The 24641-nt window shown below is 64.1% G+C and carries 21 protein-coding genes and 1 pseudogene; 10 read left to right on the top strand and 12 right to left on the bottom strand.

Annotated features, from left to right (window positions below):
* Nucleotides 1-117: 117 nt before the first annotated feature.
* On the top strand, nt 118-1035 hold the full coding sequence (locus ACP69S_RS14835; protein ID WP_425998568.1) for a LysR family transcriptional regulator: 918 nt from the start codon (nt 118-120) through the stop codon (nt 1033-1035).
* Here ACP69S_RS14835 and ACP69S_RS14830 read toward each other — a convergent pair.
* The 3 genes from ACP69S_RS14830 to ACP69S_RS14820 all read right to left on the bottom strand — a co-directional run bounded on the left by ACP69S_RS14830 (nt 1007) and on the right by ACP69S_RS14820 (nt 2629).
* Entirely contained in the window at nt 1007-1396 is a 390-nt protein-coding gene (locus tag ACP69S_RS14830) for a hypothetical protein (RefSeq protein WP_425998465.1), read from the bottom strand. The two genes, ACP69S_RS14835 and ACP69S_RS14830, sit on opposite strands and share 29 nt — an antisense overlap.
* Before the next feature lie 135 nt (nt 1397-1531).
* The gene (locus ACP69S_RS14825) at nt 1532-2032 is read right to left on the bottom strand and encodes a 2OG-Fe dioxygenase family protein (protein WP_425998463.1); all 501 of its coding nucleotides are present in this window, start codon (nt 2030-2032) and stop codon (nt 1532-1534) included.
* A 207-nt stretch (nt 2033-2239) separates the two neighbouring features.
* Nucleotides 2240-2629: a group III truncated hemoglobin gene (locus ACP69S_RS14820; RefSeq protein WP_425998461.1), complete on the bottom strand. Its 390-nt coding sequence runs from the start codon at nt 2627-2629 to the stop codon at nt 2240-2242.
* Between the two features lie 107 nt (nt 2630-2736).
* Here ACP69S_RS14820 and ACP69S_RS14815 point away from each other — a divergent pair, with 107 nt between their 5' ends.
* Nucleotides 2737-3843: an acyltransferase family protein gene (locus ACP69S_RS14815; RefSeq protein ID WP_425998567.1), complete on the top strand. Its 1107-nt coding sequence runs from the start codon at nt 2737-2739 to the stop codon at nt 3841-3843.
* Here ACP69S_RS14815 and ACP69S_RS14810 read toward each other — a convergent pair.
* Nucleotides 3800-4504 carry an HAD family hydrolase gene (locus ACP69S_RS14810; RefSeq protein WP_425998459.1) on the bottom strand — a complete coding sequence of 235 codons (705 nt, stop codon included), beginning with the start codon at nt 4502-4504 and terminating at the stop codon, nt 3800-3802. The genes ACP69S_RS14815 and ACP69S_RS14810 overlap by 44 nt on opposite strands.
* Before the next feature lie 368 nt (nt 4505-4872).
* On the opposite strand from ACP69S_RS14810, the gene ACP69S_RS14805 reads away from it, so the two are divergent.
* Complete coding sequence (locus ACP69S_RS14805; protein ID WP_425998458.1) at nt 4873-5451, top strand: fasciclin domain-containing protein; 579 nt, start codon at nt 4873-4875, stop codon at nt 5449-5451.
* Between the two features lie 618 nt (nt 5452-6069).
* On the opposite strand, the gene ACP69S_RS14800 is transcribed toward ACP69S_RS14805, so the two are convergent.
* Complete coding sequence (locus ACP69S_RS14800; protein WP_425998570.1) at nt 6070-6327, bottom strand: hypothetical protein; 258 nt, start codon at nt 6325-6327, stop codon at nt 6070-6072.
* Between ACP69S_RS14800 and ACP69S_RS14795 the strand changes: the two genes are divergently transcribed.
* The 4 genes from ACP69S_RS14795 to ACP69S_RS14780 all read left to right on the top strand — a co-directional run bounded on the left by ACP69S_RS14795 (nt 6266) and on the right by ACP69S_RS14780 (nt 12749).
* Entirely contained in the window at nt 6266-9367 is a 3102-nt protein-coding gene (locus ACP69S_RS14795) for a TonB-dependent receptor (protein ID WP_425998456.1), read from the top strand. The two genes, ACP69S_RS14800 and ACP69S_RS14795, sit on opposite strands and share 62 nt — an antisense overlap.
* 111 nt (nt 9368-9478) lie before the next feature.
* Nucleotides 9479-10201 (top strand): SapC family protein, encoded by a 723-nt coding sequence (locus ACP69S_RS14790; RefSeq protein WP_425998455.1) that lies wholly within the window; start codon nt 9479-9481, stop codon nt 10199-10201.
* Complete coding sequence (locus ACP69S_RS14785; protein ID WP_425998453.1) at nt 10198-11229, top strand: cupin-like domain-containing protein; 1032 nt, start codon at nt 10198-10200, stop codon at nt 11227-11229. Before ACP69S_RS14790 ends, ACP69S_RS14785 begins: the two co-directional genes overlap by 4 nt.
* A 17-nt stretch (nt 11230-11246) precedes the next feature.
* Complete coding sequence (locus tag ACP69S_RS14780) at nt 11247-12749, top strand: tryptophan halogenase family protein (protein ID WP_425998451.1); 1503 nt, start codon at nt 11247-11249, stop codon at nt 12747-12749.
* A 171-nt stretch (nt 12750-12920) separates the two neighbouring features.
* Here the strand turns inward: ACP69S_RS14780 and ACP69S_RS14775 are convergent, their stop codons facing one another.
* The gene (locus ACP69S_RS14775) at nt 12921-13880 is read right to left on the bottom strand and encodes an alpha/beta hydrolase (protein WP_425998449.1); all 960 of its coding nucleotides are present in this window, start codon (nt 13878-13880) and stop codon (nt 12921-12923) included.
* Between the two features lie 413 nt (nt 13881-14293).
* Here ACP69S_RS14775 and ACP69S_RS14770 point away from each other — a divergent pair, with 413 nt between their 5' ends.
* Both ACP69S_RS14770 and ACP69S_RS14765 read left to right on the top strand, forming a co-directional pair.
* Nucleotides 14294-15295, top strand: coding sequence for a glycoside hydrolase family 43 protein (locus ACP69S_RS14770; protein WP_425998447.1), 1002 nt, complete (start codon nt 14294-14296; stop codon nt 15293-15295).
* Between the two features lie 72 nt (nt 15296-15367).
* The gene (locus tag ACP69S_RS14765) at nt 15368-15520 is read left to right on the top strand and encodes a hypothetical protein (protein WP_425998445.1); all 153 of its coding nucleotides are present in this window, start codon (nt 15368-15370) and stop codon (nt 15518-15520) included.
* Between the two features lie 628 nt (nt 15521-16148).
* Here the strand turns inward: ACP69S_RS14765 and ACP69S_RS14760 are convergent.
* From ACP69S_RS14760 to ACP69S_RS14745, 4 genes are all read right to left on the bottom strand, one after another.
* Nucleotides 16149-19277, bottom strand: a complete 3129-nt coding sequence (locus tag ACP69S_RS14760; RefSeq protein WP_425998443.1) for an efflux RND transporter permease subunit — start codon at nt 19275-19277, stop codon at nt 16149-16151.
* 8 nt (nt 19278-19285) lie between these two features.
* On the bottom strand, nt 19286-20539 hold the full coding sequence (locus ACP69S_RS14755) for an efflux RND transporter periplasmic adaptor subunit (RefSeq protein WP_425998441.1): 1254 nt from the start codon (nt 20537-20539) through the stop codon (nt 19286-19288).
* Complete coding sequence (locus ACP69S_RS14750) at nt 20536-21822, bottom strand: TolC family protein (RefSeq protein ID WP_425998439.1); 1287 nt, start codon at nt 21820-21822, stop codon at nt 20536-20538. The genes ACP69S_RS14755 and ACP69S_RS14750 overlap by 4 nt, the downstream gene beginning before the upstream one ends.
* A 67-nt stretch (nt 21823-21889) precedes the next feature.
* Complete coding sequence (locus ACP69S_RS14745; RefSeq protein WP_425998437.1) at nt 21890-22261, bottom strand: hypothetical protein; 372 nt, start codon at nt 22259-22261, stop codon at nt 21890-21892.
* 599 nt (nt 22262-22860) lie between these two features.
* Here ACP69S_RS14745 and ACP69S_RS14740 point away from each other — a divergent pair.
* Nucleotides 22861-24021, top strand: coding sequence for an alpha-hydroxy-acid oxidizing protein (locus ACP69S_RS14740; protein WP_425998435.1), 1161 nt, complete (start codon nt 22861-22863; stop codon nt 24019-24021).
* Between the two features lie 15 nt (nt 24022-24036).
* Here the strand turns inward: ACP69S_RS14740 and ACP69S_RS14735 are convergent, their stop codons facing one another.
* The gene (locus tag ACP69S_RS14735; protein ID WP_425998433.1) at nt 24037-24204 is read right to left on the bottom strand and encodes a hypothetical protein; all 168 of its coding nucleotides are present in this window, start codon (nt 24202-24204) and stop codon (nt 24037-24039) included.
* Nucleotides 24205-24339: 135 nt separating this feature from the next.
* A pseudogene (locus ACP69S_RS14730) lies at nt 24340-24609 on the bottom strand (DUF1272 domain-containing protein); the annotation flags it as partial.
* Nucleotides 24610-24641 lie beyond the last annotated feature (32 nt).

Raw genomic sequence — 24641 nt, 5'->3', positions numbered from 1 at the left:
GCGGCCCGTAAGCCCTGTAGATTGCTGCTTTCATTCCAGGGGTCCTGTCGGGTGGCTCTGCCCTTCTTCTAGACGCCAGATCCATGCAGAAACATTGAGTATTTACACTTGAATGATATGCATTTTTGCATGGATTGGCGAGCAATTGGATTCGACTGGAACCGGGCGCGAGCCTTTCTGATCACCGCCGAAGAAGGGTCGTTGTCTGCGGCCGCCCGGGTCCTGGGGATGACGCAATCTACGCTTGGCCGGCAGGTCGATGCGCTTCAGAGTCAGCTGGGTGTTGTCTTGTTCGAGCGTGTCGGGCGTGGGCTGTCGATGACCCCCAGCGGGCTGGAATTACTGGATCATGTGCGGGCGATGGGAGAGGCCGCCAACCGTATGTCGCTGACGGCGGCGGGCCAGACCCAGTCTGTCGAGGGCAAGGTCGTGCTGGCAGCCAGCGAAATCTATGCAGCTTTCGTCCTGCCGGCCTTCTTGGCGAGGCTGAGAATAAGCCATCCGGGGATCGAGGTTGAGATCGTCGTCTCTAGCCGGGCCAGCGATCTGCGGCGGCGCGAGGCAGATATCGCCATCCGCAACTTCCGCCCTGTTGAGCCAGACCTAGTGGCGCTGAAAATCCGGGACGTACCGGCCCGGCTCTATGCCACGCCTGCCTATCTCGAAAGGCTCGGCAGCCCGCGCCTGCCTTGCGACCTGCGCCATGCCGACTTCATCAGCATCGACGGCTCGGGCATGTTCCTTAAAGGTCTGATCGCTATGGGCCTGCCCCTGACGGAGCGAAACTTACCGATCCTGACCGAGAGCTACCTGGTGATGTGGGAGTTGGTGAAGCAGGGCGTCGGCATCGGCATCCTGGATGGCTCGATCGGTGACGCCGAGCCGAAGGTCACAAGGGCCTTGCCAGACCTCGAGCCCCTGATGTTTCCCATCTGGCTGGTGGCGCACCGCGAGCTCAAAAAGAGTCGCCGTTTCAGGATCGTCTTTGATCTTCTGGCGTCAGAGTTCAAGGCGCGCGGAGCGGCGGAGGCCTGATCCCGATCCACAAGGACAGGCCAAAAAGGATCGTCAGGACCGGCAGCCACAACATTCGCTCGGCTGCTGACGGCGTGACGATATGCACGGCGATCCCGACCGCCAAATAGGCGCAAACCGGCCAGATCAGCCAACGAGGGCCCCATCGAGGCCGCACGCCGCTGGCGCCCAGAACGATACGGTTCATGGCGAGCAGCAGGGTAACCGAAACCACCGGGATCAACCGGATCTTCAGCGGCAGAGCGCCCTGCCACTGGCCACCGAGTGTCAAATGACCCCAAGGTGCGCCCAGGATGAGCGCGACCTGAAACAAAACTATAATGCCCATGATGCCGGCGAAGGCCAGCCCGGTCGTCTTCATTATGGCCATCGCTTCCTTACAACACCCTGCGACCGCGATCATTCTATCGCAGGCGGAGGATGAAGCCTTTGGACTTGGCAGTTTAGAGCCCTTTTCGCGGCAATGAGGTCGAAAATGCTCTAGCTCTGACGGGAGTTAGATCTCATGCCGAAATGTCACTACCAGCACGTCTCGCAGGGCCGGTCTGTCAGGGTCTTCGGGGCGGATCGGGGTGACGCCGTGTAGTACCCGCAGGTCGTCCAGCAGCACCATGTCGGCCGGGGCGGTCAGGGTGAAACTGCCCAGGCTCTTGCCGCCGGGTGCGAAGATGTCGGTCACGCCGCTGAGCACATTGATCCGGTCGATCAGCATGACGATCACCCAGTCGACGCCGTCGCGGTGGGCGCCCTCCGGGGTCGGCAGGCCCGCCTGTCCGGCCAGAGCCTCGATGCGGAACTGGTGCAGTTCGACATGCCACGACGTCGGCGGATTTTCGGTAACGGGATGAAAGAGCTCCAGCCCCACCCGGATCACCGCGCGGGTGACGGCATGGTCCGCTACGGCGTCGGTCACCGGCTCGAACCAGCGCTGCACGCCGCCGTTCAGGGCGTTGTAGTCGCGGCTTTGATAGTGCGGCTGGTGGGGCTTGCGGACCACCTCTCCGGGCGCTATCGAAGGCGGCGAAGCGGCGCCTGCGATAGCGCCCGCCATCGGCCATCAAGCCATCGAGGCCAAGATCGTTCCAGCTGTTTGCGAAGGCGGTCCAGTCCGCGACCGCGGCCCGACCCAGCAGGGTCTTGGCTTCATCAGCGTCGACGCGGACGAAACCGGTCTCGACCAGCGCCTGGCGGAACCCGGTCGCGCTCAAACGAGGGCCTCGGGCCGGAAGAACAGACCCAGTTTCAGGCTGCGGGCGATGCGCTCGGCCTTGGCTCCGACCAGGGCGGCGCGCGGCGCGTCAAACAATTCGGCGCAGGTGGCGTGGAACAGGCCCAGCCAGGGTGTGAACAGGCCCTCACTGATGCCCTCGACCCGCTGGTGCGTGGCCATGGGCGAGCCCTTGTAGCCGCCCCCGCCCTGCAGCACGTTGGCCCAGAACCGCTTCAGCGTCGCCAGATGTTCGGGCCAGCCGTCGTCGCCGATCGCCTTCTGGAAGACCGGACCCAGGCGGTGGTGCTGCTGGACCTTGGCGTAGAAGGTCTCGACCAGGGCGTCGATCTCGGCGTCGGTAAAGGGTGCGGCTTGCAAGGTCATGATCGATAGATGGTGTGGCTGAGTTCCAAGCCAAACCATGACTTGAATCAGATTGTTCCACGTACCGCCAACTTGACCGTTTCTGAGCCCCGGCCCACTCCTTGGCCATGATCAAGCTGCCGCCGCTGAAGCCCGATTCCGACGAGATGCTGCATCTGGACGCCCTGCGGATCGTCGGGGCGCTGATGATCGTGGTCTTCCACTTCAACCGCTTCATCAATCTGGACGGCCGCTGGCAGCTGGCCGACGACACGATCAAGAGCTTCAGCCTGGTGGTCGATCTGTTCTTCGTGATCAGCGGCTATGTGATGGCCGCCATCTATACCGGCCGCCTGACAAGCCTCGCCAAGTACGGCGATTTTCTGAAGAAGCGGGTGGCGCGGCTGGGACCGCTACACTGGCTGACGCTGATGGTGTTCGTCGCCATCGCCGCAGCCGGTTCGGCCGGGCTGATCAACGAACGTGACCCCTCGCGCTACGACGCTTCCTGCATTGTCCCCAATATCCTGCTCATCCACGCCTGGGGCGTCTGTAAGGCCCAGACCTATAACTTCGTCAGCTGGGCGATCAGCGCCGAGATGTGGCTCTACCTGGCCCTCCCGCTGCTGTTCTGGATCACCGCGCGCGGCCGGATCTGGACCGCCGTCGGCGCGGTCGGCAGCCTGGTGGCGCTGTTCTGGGTCTCGCGCGACGGCGAGACCTTCTCGCAGTGGAGCTATAATTTCGGCGTCGCCCGCGCGGTCCCGGGTTTCCTGCTGGGCATGCTGGCTTTCCAGATCCGTCCGACGCTGGCCAAGCTGCCGGCGGCCCCTTGGGTGATGTGGGGCCTGCTGGCCGCTTTCCTGATCGGCTCTGGCGCGGGCCTGCCGCGCGGTCTACTGCTGCTGGTGATGTACGCCATCGGTTTCGCCGGGGTGGCGGCCGACGCCGCCGGTCAGGTCGGACCTGTGACCCGCCGTCTTGCGCCGTGGGCGCAGCTGAGCTTCACCCTCTACATGCTGCACCCCATCGCCCTGAAGATCGCGCTGAACTGGGTTGGCTTTGGGATGTGGGGCCTGAACGGCGACGCCATGCGGCTGTGGGTGCTGGCCTGGGTGCTGCTGCTGATCCCGATCGCATATCTGTCGCTGGTGTTCTTCGAGCGCCCGGCGCGGGACTGGATCGCCAAACTCAGCCTGTCGCGATCCGATCCACCCAAGCCGGAAGCTCGCTGATCGAAGCCAGCTCGGCGTAGCGCGGGTGATCGACCGGCGCTTCCGCCGCCTCGTGGGCCCAGACCAGCGGGTAGGGGATCAGGGCGCTCCACGACCCGGCCGCCAGGGCCGGCAGGATGTCGGACCGCATCGAGTTGCCGGCCATCACCGCCTGCTCGGCCCCCGTGCCGTGCCGCGCGAAAGTGCGGCGATAGGTATCGGCATCCTTCTCGGAAACGATTTCGACCGCGGCGAACAGATCGCCCAGGCCCGAGGCCGCCAGTTTCTGCTCCTGGTGCAGCAGATCGCCCTTGGTGATCAGGATCAGGCGGTAGCGCTTTGAGAGTTCGGCCAGGGCGTGCTCGACACCGGGCAGGGGTTCGACCGGCTCGGTCAGCATCTCGCGTCCGGCGGCCAGGATCTCGCGGATCACCCGGGTCGAGACCTCGCCATCCGTCAGCTCCATGGCCGTCTCGATCATCGACAGGGTGAAGCCCTTGGCCCCGTAGCCATAGAGCCGAAGATTGCGCTTCTCGGTTGCCGCCAGCTGCGCGTTGATGCGCTCCTCGTCGCCGTGTTCGGCCAGCAGGTCTACAAACCGCTTGTGAGTCAGGCGAAACAGGCTCTCGCTGTGCCAGAGGGTATCGTCGGCGTCGACGCCGACTGTTATTATTGAATTCATTGTGTTTTCGAACCGTCCATTACGCACTTGCCTCGGCATTTTCAGGCAAGTTGCCTGCGAAGGCCTGCCAGTTCGGCGGCCAGGACCGCACGCGCGAGCACTTAGCAGTCAGGCCGCATCCGAGCGAGAGGCGCTAAAGGAGCCGTCAGTCAACCGGTCACCGATTGAGCCCACCACTCTTCTCGGACGTTGGGAAGGTCTGGTTCGGGAGGGCCGGCGAGGGGGTCGGATCGGTCCAGATTACATAGGCGAGCCATTTCGCCCAGAACGGGACGCTAGCGCAGGCAAAGTTCGAAACTTGGCGCCGGCGGAGGGAGCTCCCGCGAGAGGTCACGCCGGCAACGTCCGCCTTGAGCGGGAAACGTGAAATGGCAATCATGACGCGCTTGGCGCTGACAACTTTCGCCATACTTGCTCTCGCTGGCTGTGGTGACCGCCCAGACAAGTCCGGGGCGGAGAAATCCACAGCGGACGTGCAAGCCAGCGCGCCGAACCGGACACTGGCCGCCGCGCTGCAAGCCGACAAGGCCTATGGCGGTCTAGCTATGGTGCTCAACAGCTCTGGCCTCGGCGCAGCCCTGGACGGGGTGGGTCAATACACTGTGTTCGCCCCGGTAGACCCTGCTCTCAATGGCGCGACGGGCGCGAATTTCGCAGACCCAGCCATGAAGGCTGAGGGAGCGGCCCTGCTGCGCGCTCACATCGTGCCCGGAGCCCTCACACGCGCTGACATAGTCGCGGCCGTTGACCGGTCCGCGGGCAAGGGCGCGCAGATGCGAACCATGGGAGGGAATCTATTGACGTTTACGCGGAGCGGCGAGGATCTGATCGCCACCGCCTCTGACGGCGCCAGCGCGCGTATCACGGGGCAGGAAAGCCTGGCCAGCAACGGTGTGCTGCAGCCGCTGGATGGTCTGCTGGCGAAACCAAGCGCTGCGCCGAGTTAGGACTCGCCGAAAAAGCGTGAGGCTCCCATTCGCCCGTCATCGAATGTCCAAGACCTCGTTCCAAACCTCTCACCCAGGAGCGGCTCAGCGGCATCACCCAGCAGAGTGATCGCTGCCTGGGCCAGATGCTGGTCGTTGGGGCCTGGCCGTGGTCCGCTATGCGCAGCGACGGCACGTGTCGGCCGGGCCTCCACCTCGTTGGCGACGCCATGGTGGATATCGTCCTGACCGAGATGAGGTCAGGGACCCCGGCGACCGCTGGCGCGCCAGGGTATGGGAGTCGTCGTAGCGCAACCGCAGCTCTCTTCGCTCATAGGGCGTCGCGAACCGCCGAGTCAGCTCGTGGTGAACGGGAAAGACGGCGCGGCAGGGCTTCGCCTTGATCCAGAATGGGGATCCTTTGCATCAGCCATCACCGCCAACTGCCCTGTCGACCCCATTCCCAGCGACCGTCTGTTGGCGAGACGCACCTAAGCAGCGTTGCGTCGGATTCCGTTCCACAGCTCGCAGCACAGGCGTCGTTCAGGCTGTGCTTTCTGGGGCAAAAAATACTTCATCTGTAAAATTATCACGCCGCGAAAAATGTCTCAGCCGGTCATTCCCATTGTCGAAGATTTGTTAAAATAGCGCTGTCAAAGTCATTTTTCGGAACATCTGCGCCGCTTGACGATCCCAAATATCGATGTTACCGCTACCGTCACCTTCGTTGTTAGGTTGTCCCGCTTGGGTCGAAACACCCGCTGCCGTGCAAATTTTGACAGCGTTGTAAAAATAAATAAGCCCACCATCGGGCGGCACGCGCGGGGAAACGATCATGAAGCGGCAACGACGACTCACGACATCTGTATCTTTGATAGCGCTGTCAGCGATGCTCACGGCTGGACATGCCCAGGCACGTCAGGCTGCGGACAGCCAGACGGTGGACGAGGTTGTCGTCACGGGCATTCGCGCGTCGCTTGAGCGCGCAATCCAGATAAAGCGTACCAACAGCGGCGTAGTTGACGCGATCTCGGCCGAAGACATCGGCAAATTCCCCGACACCAACCTGGCTGAATCGCTGCAACGCATCACCGGGGTGTCCATCGACCGGACCAACGGTGAGGGTTCCCAAGTGACGGTGCGCGGCTTCGGCGGCGGCTTCAATCTGGTGACGGTCAACGGCCGGACCATGCCGACCGCCAATGTCGCCACCGTCGGCGGCGACCAGTCGGCCGACTTTGCTGGCGGCACCAGCCGTTCGTTCGACTTCTCCAATCTCGCCTCGGAAGGCGTCACCACGCTTGAGGTCTACAAGACGGGCCGCGCTGCGATCCCGTCGGGCGGCATCGGCGCCACGATCAATGTCAAGACCCGCCGCCCACTGGACGGCAAATCAGGCCTCAGCGGTAGCCTGGGAATCAAAGGCGTCTATGACGAAGGCGTCGAGAAGAGCCAGGAAGGCGCCGACAAGTTCACGCCTGAGATTTCAGGCCTGCTCAACTGGCTCGACGATTCCGAGAAGTTCGGTATCGGTCTGTTCGGTAGCTATCAGAAGCGTAATTTCACGGGCCGCAGCGCCACGTCCAACGACTGGAATATCCGGCGCTATTCCGATTTCATCAATCCGGCCAACGGGTTCGTCCGTAACAACGGCACGACGCAGATCACCAATGCGCCTGCCAACGGCAATGTCCTCGTCGCGATTCCCAATGACAGCCGCTACCACTTCGCCGAAGGCGAACGGGAGCGTATCAATGGTCAGCTGTCGGTGCAGTTCCGCCCAACCGACAACCTGACCCTTACGGGTGATGCGCTGTATGCGCAGAACAAGGCCTACGAGCGCCGCAACGACAGCACCAACTGGTTCAATCGTCCGTTCGACCGCGTGACCTTCGACGGCAATCCCGTCGTCGCTACCGCAGTGCTGCTGCAGGAAACGCTGAGCGGCACCAAAGACATGGGCTTCGAACAGCAGTTCCGGGCCAACAAGGACACCCTAGAGTCCTACGGCCTGAACGCTGAATGGGAGCTGAGCGAAACGTTCCGGGTCAATGTCGACGGGCATGTTTCGAAAACCGACAGCTCGCCCGACGGCCGCAACGGCACCAGCATGACCTCGGTCAGCATCGGCGCACCGATCGTCTCCGCGCACTCGGTCGACTACAGCGGTAAGATCCCGGTCCAGACCATAGCCATCAACGACGCCGCGCCGCGCGGCAACGGTAACGGGGTTCTTGACGCCGGCGACCTGGGCAGCCAAGTCGCCCGCACCTCGGCCCAGCGCCAGCAGCATGACATCAAGGAATTCCGCGCCGATGCGACCTGGGACCTGGATGACAACGGTAGCCGCTTTGACTTCGGTGTCGATTACCGTACGTCCAAAATGGTCCAGACCAGCCTCAACACCCAGCAAGACCTTGGCAGTTGGGGTATCTCCAGCCCGCGTGACGTGCAGCAGTACGCCGGCAACTTGGTGACCAGCTTCTGCCTGGCTTGTCAGTTTAATACCTACGATCCCAAACAGTCCGGGGCCGGCCTGACCTCGTTCCGCGCTGACGCCATCGATCTCTACAACGCTCTGTCGCCCGTCTACACGGCGCGCGGCAACGCGGTGGGCGTCACGGGCCAGGATAACAACCGCGTCGATGAAGACATCATGGCTGGCTACGCCCAGCTTACCTGGAAGGCGGAACTGGCTGGGCGTCGGGCTACGCTCGTCGCCGGGGTGCGCTATGAGCAGACTGACGTTGAGTCGGTTTCACTGATCCGCACGCCCCGGGCCATCGTTTGGACGGCGGACAACGACTTCCGTGTCGATACCACGGCAACCTACGTTCCCGTCTCCGGCGACGGCAAGTACAGCAACCTGTTGCCGTCCTTGGACTTCCAGGTCGACCTGACCGACGACCTGGTCGGGCGCTTCTCCTTCAGCCGCACCATCGCCCGCCCTGACTACGGCAGCCTGTTTGCCTCGCAAACGGCCGGCGCGCCCAACCGTCCGGTCGCCAACGGCGCTATCCCGCTCGGCACCAGCGGAAACCCGGATCTGGAGCCGCTGATCTCTGACAACTTCGATGTTTCGTTGGAGTGGTACTACAAGCCGAGCAGCTACATCTCGGCCGGTTTCTTCGAAAAACGCGTGAACAACTTCGTCGGCACGGGCACCGTCACCCAGAACCTGTTTGGTCTGCGTGACGCCAGCTCCGGCGCGGCGGGCACCCGATCCGGCAACGCCCGGGCCAGCTTGACCGCGATCGGCGCCAACCAGACCGACGTGAACCTGTTCACGATGACCGCTCTGATCCAGCAGACCGGCTCGGTGGCGGCGGCAACGGCTGCGTTCCAGGCCAATCGCGGTCCGAGCGGCGACCTGAACCAAGCCTATGCCGATCAGATCCTGGCGGCTTTTGATATCGAGCCGAACGCTCAGGATCCGCTGTTTAACTTCAACGTCTCGCGTCCGATCAACAACCGGACCGGCAAGATCCATGGGTTCGAAGTCGCCGCCCAGCACTTCTTCGGTGACACCGGCCTGGGCGTCGCCGGCGCCTACACCATGGTTCGCGGCGACGTCGACTTCGACATCGCGTCAGATCCTGGCCAGGACCAGTTTGCCCTGCTGGGTCTGAGCGACACTGCCAACGCGACCCTGATCTACGACAAGAACGGGCTGTCAGCTCGCCTGGCCTACAACTGGCGCGACCGGTTCCTGCAAGCCACCAACCGCGGTGGTTCGCGTAACCCGGTGTTCGTCGAGCCCTTCGGCCAGCTGGACTTCAACATCAGCTATGATGTGACCGAAAAGCTGGCCGTTTCGTTCGAAGGCATCAACCTGACTCGCGAAAGCCTGCGTACCTACGGACGTGATGTGAACCAACTGTGGTTCGCGCAGGAGCTGGACAGGCGCTTCCTCCTCGGCGCTCGCTACCGCTTCTAGACCGAACGTCTGGAGGACGAGGGGAAAGGTCGCTGTTCGCAGCGGCCTTTTTCTTCGAGATCAGCTTAGGATCGGGCCTCACTCAGGCCCGATCCGGCTCGGAAGGCGCGTATGACCAATAGAGTGCTGCTCAATAATGTCGATCACGCCGAGCTGCGTGTGATCACGGGACATGGTTCGAGGTTTGGCGACACGATCAATCTCGCCCTGGTGCTGCCGACCGAATTCGAAGAGGTCCAGCGCGAGTATCCGATCCTGCTGCGTAAGGATCAGAACGGCGATTATCAGGCCGTGGCCCTGCTGGGGCTGGACCGGGACGAAAATCTGTTTCTCGACGATGAGGTGTGGGGGGCTCGCTATGTTCCTGCGGTTCAGCAGCGGGGCGCGTTTTCCATCGCCCTGCAGGATCCAGGCGACGGCTCTGAACCTGCGCCGATGATTCATGTCGATCTGGACCACCCGCGCATCAGCTCTGGCGAGGGCCAGCCGCTGTTCCTTCCTGCGGGCGGTAACGCGCCTTACCTTCAGCATGTGATGAGTGTGCTGGGGACGATCTATGACGGGCTGGACGTGGCGCCGCAGATGTATGCCGCCTTCGTCGCTCTGGACCTGATCGCGCCGGTCGACATCAATATCGCCCTGGATGGCGGGGCGTCCTACGACCTGCCCGATTTCCACACGATTGACGCCGACCGTTTGTCGGCCTTGTCGGGCGCCGACCTGGAGCGGATGCACAAAGCGGGACTTCTGCGCGCCGCCCAATGGATCATCTCGTCGCTGGGGAACGTCCAACATCTGGTCGAACTGAAAAACCGGCGGCTTACGACGCCGTGACCTCGCCCCCGCGCAAAATTCTGACAACCACGGTCGCCTCGGCGGCTGAAATCCCGTTCGAGGCGGTGCTGCACGGCCAGACGCCGATGTTGTTGAAGGGACTGGCGCGCGACTGGCCGCTAGTTCGCCTAGGGCTGGAGTCGCCACGGGCAGCCATAGACTATCTGCTGGCCCACGACGGGGGCGAGCGGTTGCTGGCCTATGTTGGCGAGCCCGCGATCAGGGGGCGCTTCTTCTACGACGACAGCCGGACAGCAATGAATTTCCGGGCCGAGCGCATCGTGCTCGACGCGTTTTTGCAGCGTGTCGAGGCCGGGTTCGACAAGGCTGACGCGCCATCGCTCTATATGGGCTCAACTGATCTGCGGGCCTTCTTGCCGGGCTTGGCCGCCGAGAACGATCTTGGACTTGGAGTGGAGACGTTCGGCGCCCTGCCGCCGATGGCCGGCCTCTGGATCGGCAATCGCACCGTGGCCGCGGCCCACTACGACATGTCCAACAACATCGCAGTCTGCGCTGTGGGTCATCGTCGCTTCACGCTGTTTCCGCCGGATCAGGTCGCCAACCTCTATCCGGGCCCGCTGGAGCCGACCCCAGGGGGGCAGGTCGTCAGCATGGTCGACTTCGAAGCGCCGGACTTCGACCGGCATCCGCGCTTTCGCGATGCCCTGGCCGTTGCACAGGTGGCCGACCTCGAACCCGGCGACGTGCTGGTTTACCCGGCCCTATGGTGGCATCAGGTCGAGGCGCTCGATCCGTTCAATGTGCTGGTGAATTACTGGTGGAACGCCGCGCCGGCCTTCATGGACACACCCATGAACACTCTGCTGCACGGCTTGCTAAGCCTGCGCGATCGCCCCGATTTCGAGAAGCAGGGCTGGAAGGCCCTGTTCGACTACTACCTATTTGGCCCCCCAGATCAGGCCGGCGCCCATCTGCCCGAAGCCGCTCGCGGCGCGCTGGGGCCGATGGACCTCGCCAAGGCGCGCCGGCTGCGCGCCTATCTTCTGGACCGACTGAACCGATAGGCATGAGGAAGAGCGCCATGAGCGGGCAAGTCGTAAGGAAGGTGGTCGTCGCCGGGGGCGGCACGGCAGGCTGGATGGCGGCCGCCGCGCTCTCCAAGCAACTGGGGCCGCTACTCGACATCACCCTGGTAGAGTCCGACGACATCGGCACGGTGGGGGTGGGTGAATCGACGATCCCGACGGCGCGAACCTTCAACGCCCTGCTCGGCATCGATGAAGCGCAGTTCATGCGCGAGACCCAGTCGACCTTCAAACTGGGCATCTCGTTCGAGAACTGGGGGCAGATCGGCGACCGTTACATCCACTCGTTCGGGCAGGTCGGCAAATCGACCTGGATGGGCGGCTTTCATCACTTCTGGCTGCAAGCCCGAGCCCAGGGCTTTGGCGGCGACCTGGGCGACTACTGCTTCGAACTGAAAGCTGCCGAGGCTGAAAAATTCTTCACCGATAATGAAGCCACAACCAACTACGCCTATCACCTCGACGCCACGCTCTATGGCCGCTTTCTGCGCAAGATGAGCGAGGGCAGGGGTGTGAGGCGGCTTGAGGGCAAGATCGCCAGTGTCAGCCAGCGGGCCGACAACGGCTTCATCGAAGCGCTGGTCCTGGAGTCCGGCGAGGTCATCGAGGGCGATCTCTTCATCGACTGCACCGGCTTTCGCGGGCTGCTGATCGAACAGACCTTGAAGGCCGGCTGGGATGATTGGAGTCCCTGGCTACCAACTAACAGCGCCCTGGCTGTACAGACCACCTCTACCGGGCCGGCTGTCCCCTATACCCGCGCCATCGCGCACAGGGCTGGTTGGCGCTGGAAGATCCCGCTGCAGCATCGGGTCGGCAACGGTCTGGTCTATTGCAGCGACTATATGTCGGATGATGAAGCCCGCGCCCAGCTACTGGCCGAGATAGAGGGCGAGCCGCTGATCGAGCCACGCGTGATCCGGTATGGGGCCGGCCGTCGCCGAAAAACCTGGAGCAAGAACTGCGTCGCCCTGGGCCTGGCCAGCGGTTTCGTGGAGCCTCTGGAGTCCACGTCGATCCATATGATCATGATCGGCGTCACCCGACTGATGCAGCTGTTTCCGTTTGGCGGCGTCACCAACGCCCTGGTCGAACGCTATAACCGGCTAGCCGAGGATGAGTTGGAGAAGATCCGTGACTTCATCATCCTGCACTACAAGGCGACCGAGCGGACTGACAGTCCGTTCTGGGACTATTGCCGAACTATGGAGATCCCCGATAGCTTGGCTCAGCGCATCGCTCTATTTCGCGAGAGCGCCCAAGTTTACCAGACGCCCGGGGAACTATTTCAGGTCGATTCCTGGCTACAGGTGCTTCTGGGCCAAAAGGTCGAGCCGAGCAGTCACCACATGATGGGTCATCTGGTGCCGCCCGAGCAGCTGAAGAGGGCGCTGGGCGATCTGAAGGGCAGCATCGAACGGGCCGTCCGAGAGATGCCCAGCCATCAGGCTTTCATCGACAGCTACTGCCCGAGTGCGCGGCCGCCTTCGCCAAATTAGGCTGCGACCGAAGCCGACGTGCTGGGCAGCCCGTGGCCACGCTGCGCGAGATCCCGCTCCGATTTGGGGCCCGCCGCGTCTGTGTATCGGGGTTCTGGACGTGGGCCGATAGGGTGAGGCGCTCGTCTGTGCAAAAGGCCGGCCCGCGTTTGTAAGGCCGGCCAAGAACTCTCAGGATTTCGACTTCAGCATGCCGTGCATGCCGAGCCAGCGCAGGTATGCGTCAAACCAACCGGTGCTGGTCGTGGTCTTTTGATACATGCCAAAGCCATGTCCGCCCTGCTCATAGAGGTGAAACTCGACGGGGCGCTTGGCGGATCGCCAGCTATCGATCAGCCCCACGCCGCTGTTGGCGAAGAACGGATCGTCTGCGGCGAGGGCGACGAACATTGGCGGGGCGTCGGCCGGGGTGGTCACGGGTGACAGCGGGCCGTAGATCAGGCCGATGAAGGCCGGCTTGGCGTCATGCCCCGACAGCGTCGTAGCCAAGGTGAGCATGGCCCCGGCCGAAAAGCCGACCATGCCGATGCGATCCGGGTCGATCCGCCACTCACCCGACCTTTGGCGCACAAGGGCGAAGGCCGCGCGCGAGTCAGCGATCTGCGGAGCCAGGCCGGCGACCATCGCCTGCGCGTCGGGTCGTGGCCTCTGCGCGGTCGCCGAGAACATCTGGGTCATCGAACGCTCGAAGCCTGGCATGTCCTCAGGGGTCGGGTTGAGCCGGTATTTGAGCACGAAGGCGGCCACGCCCTTGTCGGCGAGGGCACGGGCGACATCCCAGCCTTCGTTTTCCATCGACAGGGTGCGAAACCCGCCGCCCGGGGCGACAATGACCGCCGATCCCGTCGCCTTGGCCGGATCCGGAAGGAAGGGCGTCAGCGTCGCGACCGTGACATTGCGAGCAAAGACGCTGTTGTACTGGCGGTGCCACGCTTCCGGCGCGATCGCGCCCGGCAATGGGCCTGTGTCCAGCAAGATTGCGTCAGGCTGGGCGGGGATAGGGATCGGCGTCATCCTGTCGTCCTGGGCTTGAGCCCCGACCGCAAAGACCAGCGCCAAGGCCATCGCGCCGAGCCCCGCGCGAAGAGGCCCTGTCAGACGATTGGACAGCGCGAAATCATGACTTCTCATGGTGTTTCTCCCTTTTGCCTGTTGATCCGGTGACGGATGTCCGAATTGACCGGCGCGAGACAGGAGTGGCCAAAGCCGCCGCGCCTCACAGCCGGCCCACCCTTGAGTGCTGCGGAGAACGCCCCGCATGCTCATCGCCTGGCCGCACAAGATCCTTTTATGTCTGACAAATGGTAGCGCTAACAGATTAGCCTATGCAACAGGTGCCGGACAGAAATTCGCCCGCTGCTCTCCACGTTCCGGCAGGACCGGAAGGCTAGTATGACCTCGATCCTTATCCGGGTGCTTAGCCGGCTGACGGGTTGCGGCCAGCTGCCCTGTCGATCACCGACCCGAGCTTGAGAACAGGGGCCGTGCGGTTGACGCGTAATTTTGTCTGAGTAATCATGCGGAACGCAGCAAGGAACATGAAGATGAACTGGAGATGGGTGGGGCTTGCTGTCGTGACGGCCATTTCGGTCGCGTCGCCCTGTTGGGCGCAAGATGGGAAAGCCGTCGAGCCGGGCTCAAATCCCCTGTTCCGCGACAGGTTCACGGCGGATCCAGCGCCTCTCGTCGTCGGGGAGCAGCTCTTTCTCTATGTCGGCCACGACGAGGCTCAACGCGACGAGATGTTCAACATGCGGGAGTGGCTGGTCTATTCCACGACGGACCTGAAAACCTGGACATCCTACCCGCCGATCATGAAGGCGACCGACTTCAAGTGGGCCTTGAAGGACGCCTGGGCGTCGCAGGCCATTCAAAAGAACGGAAAGTTCTACTTTTACGCCGCTGTAGAGCATGACAGCTCGCACCCTGGCAAAGCCATTGGCGTTGCGGTGTCGGACCGGCCGACCGGGCCGTTCGTCGACGCGCGCGGGACCGCCCTCATCACCAATCAGATGACGCCCAAGGGGACCCACAGCTGGGAAGACATCGACCCTACGGTGTTCACCGATGACGACGGCGCGACGTGGATCGCCTGGGGCAATCGCCAAGCCTATATCGCCAAGCTCAAGACGAACATGATCGAGATCGACGGTCCGATCACGGAAATCACCCCTCCGCATTTCGAGGAAGGACCCTGGCTGCACAAGCGAGAGGACCTGTACTATCTGACCTACGCCTCGCTCGATCGCTCAACCCAGCGGGACGAGCACGTATCCTATGCGACGGCGCCCGCTATCACCGGCCCGTGGACCTATCGAGGCGAGCTCACGGGGCCAGGCAAGTATAGCTTCACAATTCATCCCGGCATCGTCGAGTTCAAGGGCTCCTGGTACATCTTCCTGCACAACGCATCCCTGACCATCGGCGATCAGAACGGCGCGATCGGACGCCGAGCCGTGACAGTCGAGCCCCTTCACTACCAAGCCGACGGCGCCTTGCGGCCTGTGGTGCAAACCCAGGCGGGAGTATCAGAACCAGTTCTCTGAACCTGCAAATCTCTGCCGCTGGCTTTGTCAGACTAAATTGCCGCCCCCCCCTCCGGTCGGTAGCCTGCGAGGATGAGTAACCCGTTCCGCTACTTCAACATCTCGCCCGAGGTGATCCGCCTGGCGGTCATGATGTACGCCAAATACGCGCTGTCCCCACGCAACGTTGAAGAGCTCCTGGTGGATCAGGGCATCGAAATCTCCCGAGAGACGGTGATTTCCTAGTAAAGCAGGTGCAGTCGGATTGTTGCCCCTGCCACTATTGAGCACCTCCAATGAAATACTCTGTCAGAACTCGACGCTTATCGCAGGACGTGAAGTGATGTATCTCTAACCCGGCAGCGCACTGTTCTGCCGGGGACATCGGGTGAGGTCTGCGATGTCATTGTCGATGCTTGTCTGCTCACGACGCTAGAGCATTTTCCGATAAGTGTGAAACGATCGGATCGAAAAATGCTCTAAACTTTTGATTTAGAGCTCTTTTCGCCCGACCCTGATGAAGCCATCGGCTCGGAAAGGGCTCCAGGCAATGTCGGCGGAGTGCAACGAGGTCCATCGGCCCATGGCGTACTCCCTGCGCAGTCCTCTCACCTTACTATCGGGGAGGCGCCGAACCACTCAGTTGATCGGCTGATTTCGCCCGATCTCTTCGTGAAACGAATGCCGTATTTCTGGGCCGGCGCGAGGGTCTCCTTCTGGCGCGAGGCTGCCAGAGACCCGGTTATAGCGAAGGTCAGGGGAGGTGATGCGTCAAAGTCCCGGCCGGTGTCTTGCCCAGCCGGGACAGCTTGCCCGCCTTTGTGGTGTGCGAAGCGCTCCCGCCGCATCACACGAGCGGCGGAAGCGTTGTTGTTCAGAGGACCGGTTTTCGGCGTCGCGATGCCAAGGCAAAGAGCGCTGGCAGCACGAGCAGGGTGAGGATGGTCGAGGAGACGATGCCGCCAATCACCACGGTAGCCAGCGGGCGCTGCACCTCTGATCCTGCCCCCACATTGAAAGCCATCGGCACAAAGCCCAGGCTGGCGACCAGAGCGGTCATTAGCACCGGTCGCAGACGGGTCAGGGCGCCTTCGGAGATCGCCTCGTCCACGCCCTTGCCCTGGTCGATAAGGCCACGGATGAAGGTGATCATCACCACCCCGTTCAACACCGCCACGCCCGACAGGGCGATGAAACCCACCGCCGCCGAGATCGACAGCGGCAAGCCGCGCATCAGCAGGGCCGCCACTCCGCCGGTCAGGGCCAGGGGCACGCCGGAGAACACGACGGCGGCGTCCTTCCATGAGCGGAACAACCAGAACAGCAGGCCGAAGATGACCGCCAAGGCCGCCGGAACCACCAACTGCAGGCGGCGGGCCGCCGAGGTCAGCTGCTCGAACGTGCCGCCCCAGGTGATCCAGTAGCCGGCCGGAACCTCGACCTGCTGCGCGACCGCCCTTTGCGCGTCCGTGACGAACGAGCCCAGGTCGCGGCCGCGAACATTGGCGGTGACGACGATCCGGCGCTTGCCGTCGCTACGACCGATCTGGTTAGGCCCGATCGTGGTTTCTACTCGGGCTACGTCGGCCAGCGGCACGAAGCTCCGCGCGCCGTCCGTGGCGGGCAGGGGGATTTGCAATCGCCCTATGCCATCCAGATCGCCGCGCAGGGTTTCGGGCAGACGCACGACGATGTCGAACCGCCGGTCGCCCTCGAAGATCTGACCGGCCGTGGTTCCGCCGATCGCCGTGGCGACAACCGACTGCACGTCAGCAATGTTGAGGCCAAAGCGGGCCAAGGCGTTGCGGTCGGGCGTGATCTGCAGCACCGGCAGGCCGGTGACCTGCTCGACCTTGACGTCCTGGGCGCCCTCGATCCCGCCGACCACCTGCTCGATGGCCTGGCCAGTGGACAGCAGGACGTCGAGGTCGTCGCCATGGATGTTGATCGCCACGTCCGAACGGACGCCGGAGATCAGCTCGTTGAAACGCATCTGGATGGGTTGGGTGAACTCATAATTGTTGCCCGGCACAGCCTCGACCGCCTCCTGCAGCTCGGCGACCAGCTGAGCCTTGAGCTTACGCGGATCAGGCCAGTCCTTGCGGTCCTTAAGCAGCACGAAGGTGTCGGCGACGCTGGGCGGCATGGGATCGGTGGCAACCTCGGCCGTGCCGATCTTGCTGACTACCCTGTCGACCTCTGGGAAGGTCTTGATCCGGGCCTCCAGCACCGCCTGCATCTTTACCGCTTGGGTCAGGCTGGTTCCGGGAATGCGCAGGGCGTGCATAGCGATGTCGCCCTCGTCGAGATTGGGAATGAACTCCGACCCCATGCGCGAGGCTGCAAGGCCCGCCAGTAGCACCAGAACGACGGCCCCGCCGACGAAGACGGCTTTGAGCCGCAGCGCCGTCGCCAGGGCCGGCTGATAGGCCCGGCGAGCCAGGCCCATCAGCCGGCTTTCCTTCTCCTCGACCTTGCCGGTGACGAACAGGGCCATGGCGGCTGGAACGAAGGTCAGGGACAGCAGCAGCGCCGCCGTCAGGGCAATGACGACCGTGATCGCCATCGGGTGGAACATCTTCCCCTCCACCCCGGTCAGGGCGAAGATCGGCACATAGACCAGCGTGATGATCAGCACGCCAAACAGCGACGGCTTGATCACCTCGCCGCTGGCTTCAGCGGCTAGGTCGAAGCGCTCCTCACGGGTCAGCAGCCGTCCCAGCTGGTGCTGGGCCATGCCGAACCGGCGCAGGCAGTTCTCGACGATGATCACGGCACCATCGACGATCAGGCCAAAGTCCAGGGCCCCAAGGCTCATCAGATTGCCTGAAGTGCGGGTCTGGACCATGCCAGTGATGGTCATCAGCATAGCCAGCGGGATGACCGCCGCCGTGATCAGGGCCGCGCGGATATTGCCCAGCAGCAGGAACAGCACGACGATTACCAGCAGGGCGCCTTCGACTAGGTTCGTCTCGACCGTGGCGATGGTGCGATCGACAAGGTCGGTGCGGTCGTAGATCGGGTTGGCAGTGACGCCGGCCGGCAGGGCCTTGGCGGCCTCTTCCAGCCGGGCCGCGACGGCGCGCGAGACGGTGCGGCTGTTCTCGCCGACCAGCATCAGCACCGTGCCCAGAACGACCTCACGGCCGTTCTCGGTGGCGGCGCCCGTGCGCAGCTCCTCGCCCATGATCACGTCGGCGACATCGGCGACGCGGATCGGCGCGCCGCCGCGATTGGCGACGACAATACGCTGCAGGTCCTCGATCCCAACGGCCTGACCGGGCGTGCGGACCAGATATTGCTCGCCATGGCGCTCGACATAGCCGGCTCCGACATTGGCATTGTTGGCCTCCAGGGCCGCCACCACCTCATCCAGGGTCACGCCATAGGCCGCCAGCCGCTGTGGCCAAGGGGTGACGTGATACTGGCGCACATAGCCGCCGATGGTGTTGACCTCGGTGACGCCAGGCGTGTTGCGCAGCTGGGGCCGGATCACCCAGTCCTGCAGGGTGCGCAGGTCTTCGGGCGTATAGGCGCCGCCGCCTGGCTTGCGGACCCCGGGGCTGGCCTCAACCGTGTACATGAAGATTTCGCCTAGCCCCGTGGCGATGGGGCCAAGCTCGGGCTCGACCCCGTCCGGCAGCTGGCCGCGAACCGACTGCAATCGCTCATTGATCAGCTGACGTGCGAAATAGAGGTCGGTCCCGTCTCGGAACACGGCGGTGACCTGGCTGAGGCCATAGCGCGAAATCGAGCGGGTGTGGTCCAGGCCCGGCAGGCCGGCGATGGCCGTCTCGACCGGGAAGGTGACCCGCTGTTCAGCCTCCATTGGCGAATAGCCGGCGGCTGTCGTGTTGATCTGGACCTGGACATTGGTGATGTCCGGGGTGGCGTCGATGGGTAGACGCTGGAAGCTCCACAGCCCCAGGATCGCCAACAGGGCGACGGCGGCCATGACAGCCCAGCGATGCGCGATCGAGGCGCGGATGATGCGGTTCAACATGACGCCTCCTAGTGATCGTGGCTCGCGCCGGACTTTTCGATGTCCGCGCGGATCAGGAAGGCGCCGTCCGTAACGTAGGTGGTTCCAGGTTCGAGCCCGCCCAGAACCTCCGTCCATTCCGGCGTGCGGACGCCCAGCTCCAGCATCCGCACCTCATAGGTATCGCCGATGCGGGCGAAGACCACGTCGAAGTCGCGGAAGCGCTGGATCGCCCCGGTGCGCACGGCCAGGGCCACAGGTCGCGAGGCGACGGTGACGCCGCCCTCGACGCCGAGGCCAGGGCGCCACGCAGGGCCGGCGCCATCGGGCAGGTGGACGTGGGCCAGCTGGGTTTGGCTGGTCACGTCGACCGAAGGCAGGATCGACTCGACCGTGGCCAGGATGCGGTCGGCGCCGGACAGGCTGCGGACCTCGACCTTCTGGCCGACGCGAACGCGTTCGGAATCGCGCGGGTAAACGAACAGCTCGGCATGCAGCTTGGTGGGATCGGCGATCACGAAGATCGGCCGGTCATAGGCCACGTCGCCGACATTGCTGTTCTTCTCGATGATCTGGCCCGAGATCGGAGCCGGGATCGAATAGGTTTGCAGGCTCTCCGACGACTCGACGCGGGCCAGGATCTGGCCCTTGCGGACCATCTGTCCCAGTTCGCCGCGAAGGCTCATGATCCGGCCGGGATACCAGGCGCGAACCTCGCCCTTGCCTTCGGGAGTCACCTCAATGCGACCGCTCAGGGTCACCGCCTCGCCCATGGTCGCCGGCCCCGCGACCTCCACCTTGACGCCGCCAGCCTCAGCGGCCACCTTCGACAGGGTCGTGCGCCCTTCATAGGATGCGTAGCGCCAGGCATGGGCCTTGCCGCCCTCGCGGGCGGTCACCGCGACGTCGAACGAATGCGGCTCGCGCACCAATCCCGCGCCGCGCAGATAGTCCTCCTGCGGGTTGAAGCTGAAGCGATCGACCTTGCCGCCCAGGCGGGTCAGGGCGACCTCGACATTCACCTGGCGAGGATCGAGAGGCTTGTCCTTGCGATAGCCATACAGCCGGAACTCCGGCTCGACCCCGGTCTCGAAGATTGTCACTTCCAGGCTGAAATCGCCGTCGCGGAGCAGGCGGCCGTTGTGCGGGCCGCGCTCGAAATCGGCTTCCGTCTCGCCGTGCTCATCGGGTTTGGCGGCCTTGTCGCCGCAGGCGGTCAGGCTGAGGGCGGCGCAGGTCAGCAGCAGCGCCCACAGCGGGCGGCGGGTTAGGGTAAAGCTCATGGCTGGGTCTCCGTGCTGGCGAGCACTGCGTGCGCGCCGGTCAGGCGATCCAGGCTCGCCCCGTCTTGATGAAAGGCCTTAAGGATCTCGACCCGGCGGGCCTTGGCCTCGATCAACGCTCGCTGGGCGGAGATCACGTCCAGATAGCTGAAGCCCCCGCGATTGAAGCCTTCGCGCACCAGGGCCACCGCGCGTTGGACATTGGGCAGCACCTCGGCGTCGGTCTTGCGGACCTCTGCGGCGGCGGCGGCGCGGCGGGCGATCAACCGGGCGATTTCGCGCTCACGCTCGATCCGCAGGGCGCCCAGGTCAGCCTCGATCGCCAGGCGCTCGGCGCGAGCCCGGTCGATGGCCCCGCGATTGGTGTCGTAGCGGCCGAGGGGGATGGTGGCGCCCACCACCAGGGCCAAGGCCCCCTCATCCTGCAGGTGACGGACGCTCAGGCTGACCGTGGGATCCTGCACGGCGCGGGTCTGCTCGACGGCGATGCGCGCGGCGGCGACCGCTTGTTCGGCCGCCAGCAGCTTCAGGTCCGCGATCTCGCTGGCCCCGGCCAAGCCCTCCGGCCGGCGGATGTCCTCGAACAGCTCGGCCGGCGTGGCGAACTCGGCGGCGCCGTTCCAGTAGGCCACCAAGGCCGCGCGAGCATTGCGCGCATTAGCTTGGGTTCTGTCCAGGCTGACCCGGGCCTGGGCCAGTTCGGCGTCGGCGCGGGCGCCGGCGAACAGCGGATCGCGAGCCCCGGCCACGCGGCGGCTGACTTCGCGTTCGGCTCGCTGGGCGATCATCAGTTGATCCTCGGCGACGGTGACCTGAGCCTGGGCGGCCAGCACCTCGACAAAGGCCAGTTGCACGGCCTTGGCCAGATCAAGCCGGCGAACTTCGGCGCGAGCCTGCGCCAGACCAATCTCGCTCTGGGCCAGGGCGGTGCGCGCCTGGCGCTTGCCGCCGCGCTCATAGGTCTGCTGGTACGAAACCGTGGCCTCGGTGCGGCCCAGTTTCGAGAACGGCCCGCTGCCGGTGAAGTTCTCGATCTCGACGCCGAGGCTGGGATTGGGCCGCGTGTCGGCCTGGCGGGCATGGGCTTTCGAAGCGTTTAGGCGCGCCGCTGCGCCAGCGGCGGCCGGGTCGACCGCCAGGGTTTTGCGAAGGGCGTCGTCGAGCGACAGGATGGTCTGGGCAAAGGCGGGCGTTGCGGCCAGAAGGGCGGCGCTCAGCAGGAGCGCGCGCGTCTGGACCGCGACGCGACGAACGGGCGCGCGGCCCGGCGAAAACGGGAACATAGGAAATCTCCAGGGCAAGGATCGGCGCGGCGCTGCGGCCGCGCGGCTTCAGACAGTCGGGTCTGGATCAGGCCTTGGGAGGGCGTTCGATACCGTAGCCGGCCAGGCCGGGGCGATGGACGCTGCACGCCGGAAACAGGCTCTGGCGCGACATCGGGAACAGGCTGGGGGCCGCCCCATCCACGCCCAGGCTCACTGAGTGATGGTCGGCGCTGTGATGGTGATGGCTTTCGCCCGCATGGTCGACGGGTTCGTCATGGCCGCTCTCATCGCAATAATGATGCGCATCAGCCTGGGCCGCATGGTGGCCGGCGTGCTCGGCGTTTTCAAAGGCCTGAGCCGCGCCCTGACCGACAAACGCCAGCATGATCGCCACGCACAGCATGGCGAGCCACCCGCTTGTCCATCGAAACATCACCAAGGCCATGAAATTGCTCATGCGCTTCGAGTGAAGCGGATGCAAGCGGGACCCGATGCCGCAGTCACCTTGGACGTCCGCTGTCCGGTCGGGTCTCAAGGTCAATTCATGGCGCGGCCTCGCCGCTGGCGCAGGTCCCTGGACGGCAGGCTAGAGTGGAAAGCAGATATTCGTGCCCATCAGCTGATCGTCAGTCTGTGGCGCTCTTCACGGAGTCCGGAACGAGCAAATCTCGGCTGCTGGCGCCTCCCCATCCTCGGTCAACCGGCGCGCGACCTGCGGTAGTTCAGGTGAGCGGCAGGCCCGCTAGAGCATTTTCCGGTAAGTGTGAAACGGTTATCGGATCGAAAAATGCTCTAAACTTTTAATTTAGAGCCCTTTTTGCCCGACCCTGATGAAGCCATCAGGTCGGAAAGGGCTCTAGCAGTGCCAGAGGGTGTCGCCGGCATCGACGCCGATGGTGGTGATGGCGGTCTTGGACGGGGTACGCATCTCCTTCCCGTCGCCGGGTCGCTCCCGGGCGTCAAGCCGCCTTGCAGGTCATCAGCGCGTCACCGGGCTTGCATCGCGTCTGATCGCTGTTCAGGTTGCTCTCGAAGATCGAAAAACGGGAGGCGTGCATGGCGTTCGGCGACTATCAGAACGAGATCTATTTCGGCGGCCTGATGCGCGGTGTGAAGCCGACCCTGCCGGTGGATTTTAAAAGCCTCGAAGGGCGTGCCCGCGCAGCTTTGCCGCCAGCGACGCTGTCCTACGTGCAGGGCGGCTGCGGCGACGAGTTCACCCAGGACCACAACGCCGAAGCCTTCAAGCGCTGGGGCATCGTTCCGCGGATGATGGTCGACTGCACCACGCGCGACCTCTCCATTGAGTTGTTTGGCCTGAAGCTGCCGAGCCCGATCTTCATGGCGCCCATCGGGGTGATTGGCCTGTGCGCACAGGACGGCCACGGCGACATCGCCACCGCCAAGGCGGCGGCCGCGACGGGTGTGCCGATGGTCGCCTCGACCCTGATGAACGACCCGATGGAGCAGGTGGCGCCCGCCCTGGGCGATACGCCGGGCTTTTTCCAGCTCTATACGCCCAAGGACAAGGGCGTCGCCGAGAGCCTGGTGCGCCGGGCCGAGGCTGCGGGCTTCAAGGCCATTGTCGTCACGCTCGACACCTGGGTCACCGGTTGGCGGCCGCGCGACCTCAATGAGGCCAATTTCCCGCAGTTGCGCGGCCACGCCCTGGCCAATTACATGTCGGATCCAGCGTTCCGCGCCCTGCTGGCCAAACCACCAGAGGAGGACCCGCAAGCCGCTGTCGCCCAGTGGGGCCGCACCTTCGGCAAGCCCCTGACCTGGGCCGATCTGCCGTGGCTGAGGTCCTTGACCAAGCTGCCGCTGATCCTGAAGGGCATTTGCCATCCGGATGATGCGCGGCGGGCCATCGATGGCGGCGTGGACGGGATCTATTGCTCCAACCATGGTGGCCGGCAGGCCAATGGCGGGCTGGCGGCCATCGACATGCTCAAGGGCGTGGTCGAGGCCTCGGGGGATACCCCGGTGATGTTCGATTCAGGCGTGCGGTCGGGCAGCGACGTCGTCAAGGCATTGGCCTTGGGCGCGGCGGCGGTGGGCGTGGGTCGGCCCTATGCCTATGGCCTGGCGCTGGACGGCGTGGCGGGGATCGTTCACGTCCTGCGCAGCATCCTGGCGGAGGCCGATCTGCTGATGGCGGTCGACGGCTATCCGACGCTGGCCGACCTGCGGGCGGCAGGGCTGGTCAGAAGCTAGAATCCGGAAATCTGGTTAGAAAGATTGGACGACGAAGATCGTCACACTGATCGGCGGGGCGGCCACGAGCATCAGGCGCAGCGCCGTTTCACCAGGACCGGTGAGGCTGAACTTGGAGCCTTCGGTGGTGGTGAGGCGGGGCGCGCTGAGGGTGGTCCTTGGTCTGCTCCTTGGAAGCTCCACTGATGAGCTTCAAGGTATTAACGCGGCCTATTCCTGGAAGGACGCGACCCCGCTACAAGTTGTCTGTTGCGTGGCCAATCTGCCACGAAGACTAGAGCCCTTTCCGACCTGATGGCTTCTCAAGGGCGTGGCCCAGGACGGACGGGGCTCGGGCGGACGCAGGCTGGCGCAGGCCGAGTGAGCCTTCACCACGCGGCGCATCGAGGCCGGGAAGCGATGCAGCTTGCCTTCCGGCCGGATGGGCCGGGCAACCAGATCGCCGCCGCAGTTGGGACAGGCGCCGAAGAACCGGTTCTCGGTGCAGTCGGCGCAGAAGGTGCATTCAAAGGTGCAGATGCGCGCCTCGTCGCTGGAGGGCGGCAGGTTGCGGTCGCAGCACTCGCAATTCGGGCGCAGTTCGAGCACGGCCGTTCTCCGTCGTCTGGATGTGGTAAGCC

The organism is Caulobacter sp. DWR1-3-2b1, assembly GCF_049895765.1.
GTDB lineage: Bacteria > Pseudomonadota > Alphaproteobacteria > Caulobacterales > Caulobacteraceae > Caulobacter.
The sequence above is the reverse complement of the archived record's forward strand: the minus strand, read 5'-3'. Positions and strand labels throughout refer to the sequence as shown.

Coding starts and splice junctions, on each gene's coding strand:
- ACP69S_RS14835 (WP_425998568.1), top strand. CDS start 118: ATGCATTTTTGCATGGATTGGCGAGCAATTGGATTCGACTGGAACCGG.
- ACP69S_RS14830 (WP_425998465.1), bottom strand. CDS start 1,396: ATGAAGACGACCGGGCTGGCCTTCGCCGGCATCATGGGCATTATAGTT.
- ACP69S_RS14820 (WP_425998461.1), bottom strand. CDS start 2,629: ATGACCTTGCAAGCCGCACCCTTTACCGACGCCGAGATCGACGCCCTG.
- ACP69S_RS14815 (WP_425998567.1), top strand. CDS start 2,737: ATGATCAAGCTGCCGCCGCTGAAGCCCGATTCCGACGAGATGCTGCAT.
- ACP69S_RS14810 (WP_425998459.1), bottom strand. CDS start 4,504: ATGAATTCAATAATAACAGTCGGCGTCGACGCCGACGATACCCTCTGG.
- ACP69S_RS14805 (WP_425998458.1), top strand. CDS start 4,873: ATGGCAATCATGACGCGCTTGGCGCTGACAACTTTCGCCATACTTGCT.
- ACP69S_RS14795 (WP_425998456.1), top strand. CDS start 6,266: ATGAAGCGGCAACGACGACTCACGACATCTGTATCTTTGATAGCGCTG.
- ACP69S_RS14790 (WP_425998455.1), top strand. CDS start 9,479: ATGACCAATAGAGTGCTGCTCAATAATGTCGATCACGCCGAGCTGCGT.
- ACP69S_RS14780 (WP_425998451.1), top strand. CDS start 11,247: ATGAGCGGGCAAGTCGTAAGGAAGGTGGTCGTCGCCGGGGGCGGCACG.
- ACP69S_RS14775 (WP_425998449.1), bottom strand. CDS start 13,880: ATGAGAAGTCATGATTTCGCGCTGTCCAATCGTCTGACAGGGCCTCTT.
- ACP69S_RS14770 (WP_425998447.1), top strand. CDS start 14,294: ATGAACTGGAGATGGGTGGGGCTTGCTGTCGTGACGGCCATTTCGGTC.
- ACP69S_RS14765 (WP_425998445.1), top strand. CDS start 15,368: ATGAGTAACCCGTTCCGCTACTTCAACATCTCGCCCGAGGTGATCCGC.
- ACP69S_RS14760 (WP_425998443.1), bottom strand. CDS start 19,277: ATGTTGAACCGCATCATCCGCGCCTCGATCGCGCATCGCTGGGCTGTC.
- ACP69S_RS14755 (WP_425998441.1), bottom strand. CDS start 20,539: ATGAGCTTTACCCTAACCCGCCGCCCGCTGTGGGCGCTGCTGCTGACC.
- ACP69S_RS14750 (WP_425998439.1), bottom strand. CDS start 21,822: ATGTTCCCGTTTTCGCCGGGCCGCGCGCCCGTTCGTCGCGTCGCGGTC.
- ACP69S_RS14745 (WP_425998437.1), bottom strand. CDS start 22,261: ATGAGCAATTTCATGGCCTTGGTGATGTTTCGATGGACAAGCGGGTGG.
- ACP69S_RS14740 (WP_425998435.1), top strand. CDS start 22,861: ATGGCGTTCGGCGACTATCAGAACGAGATCTATTTCGGCGGCCTGATG.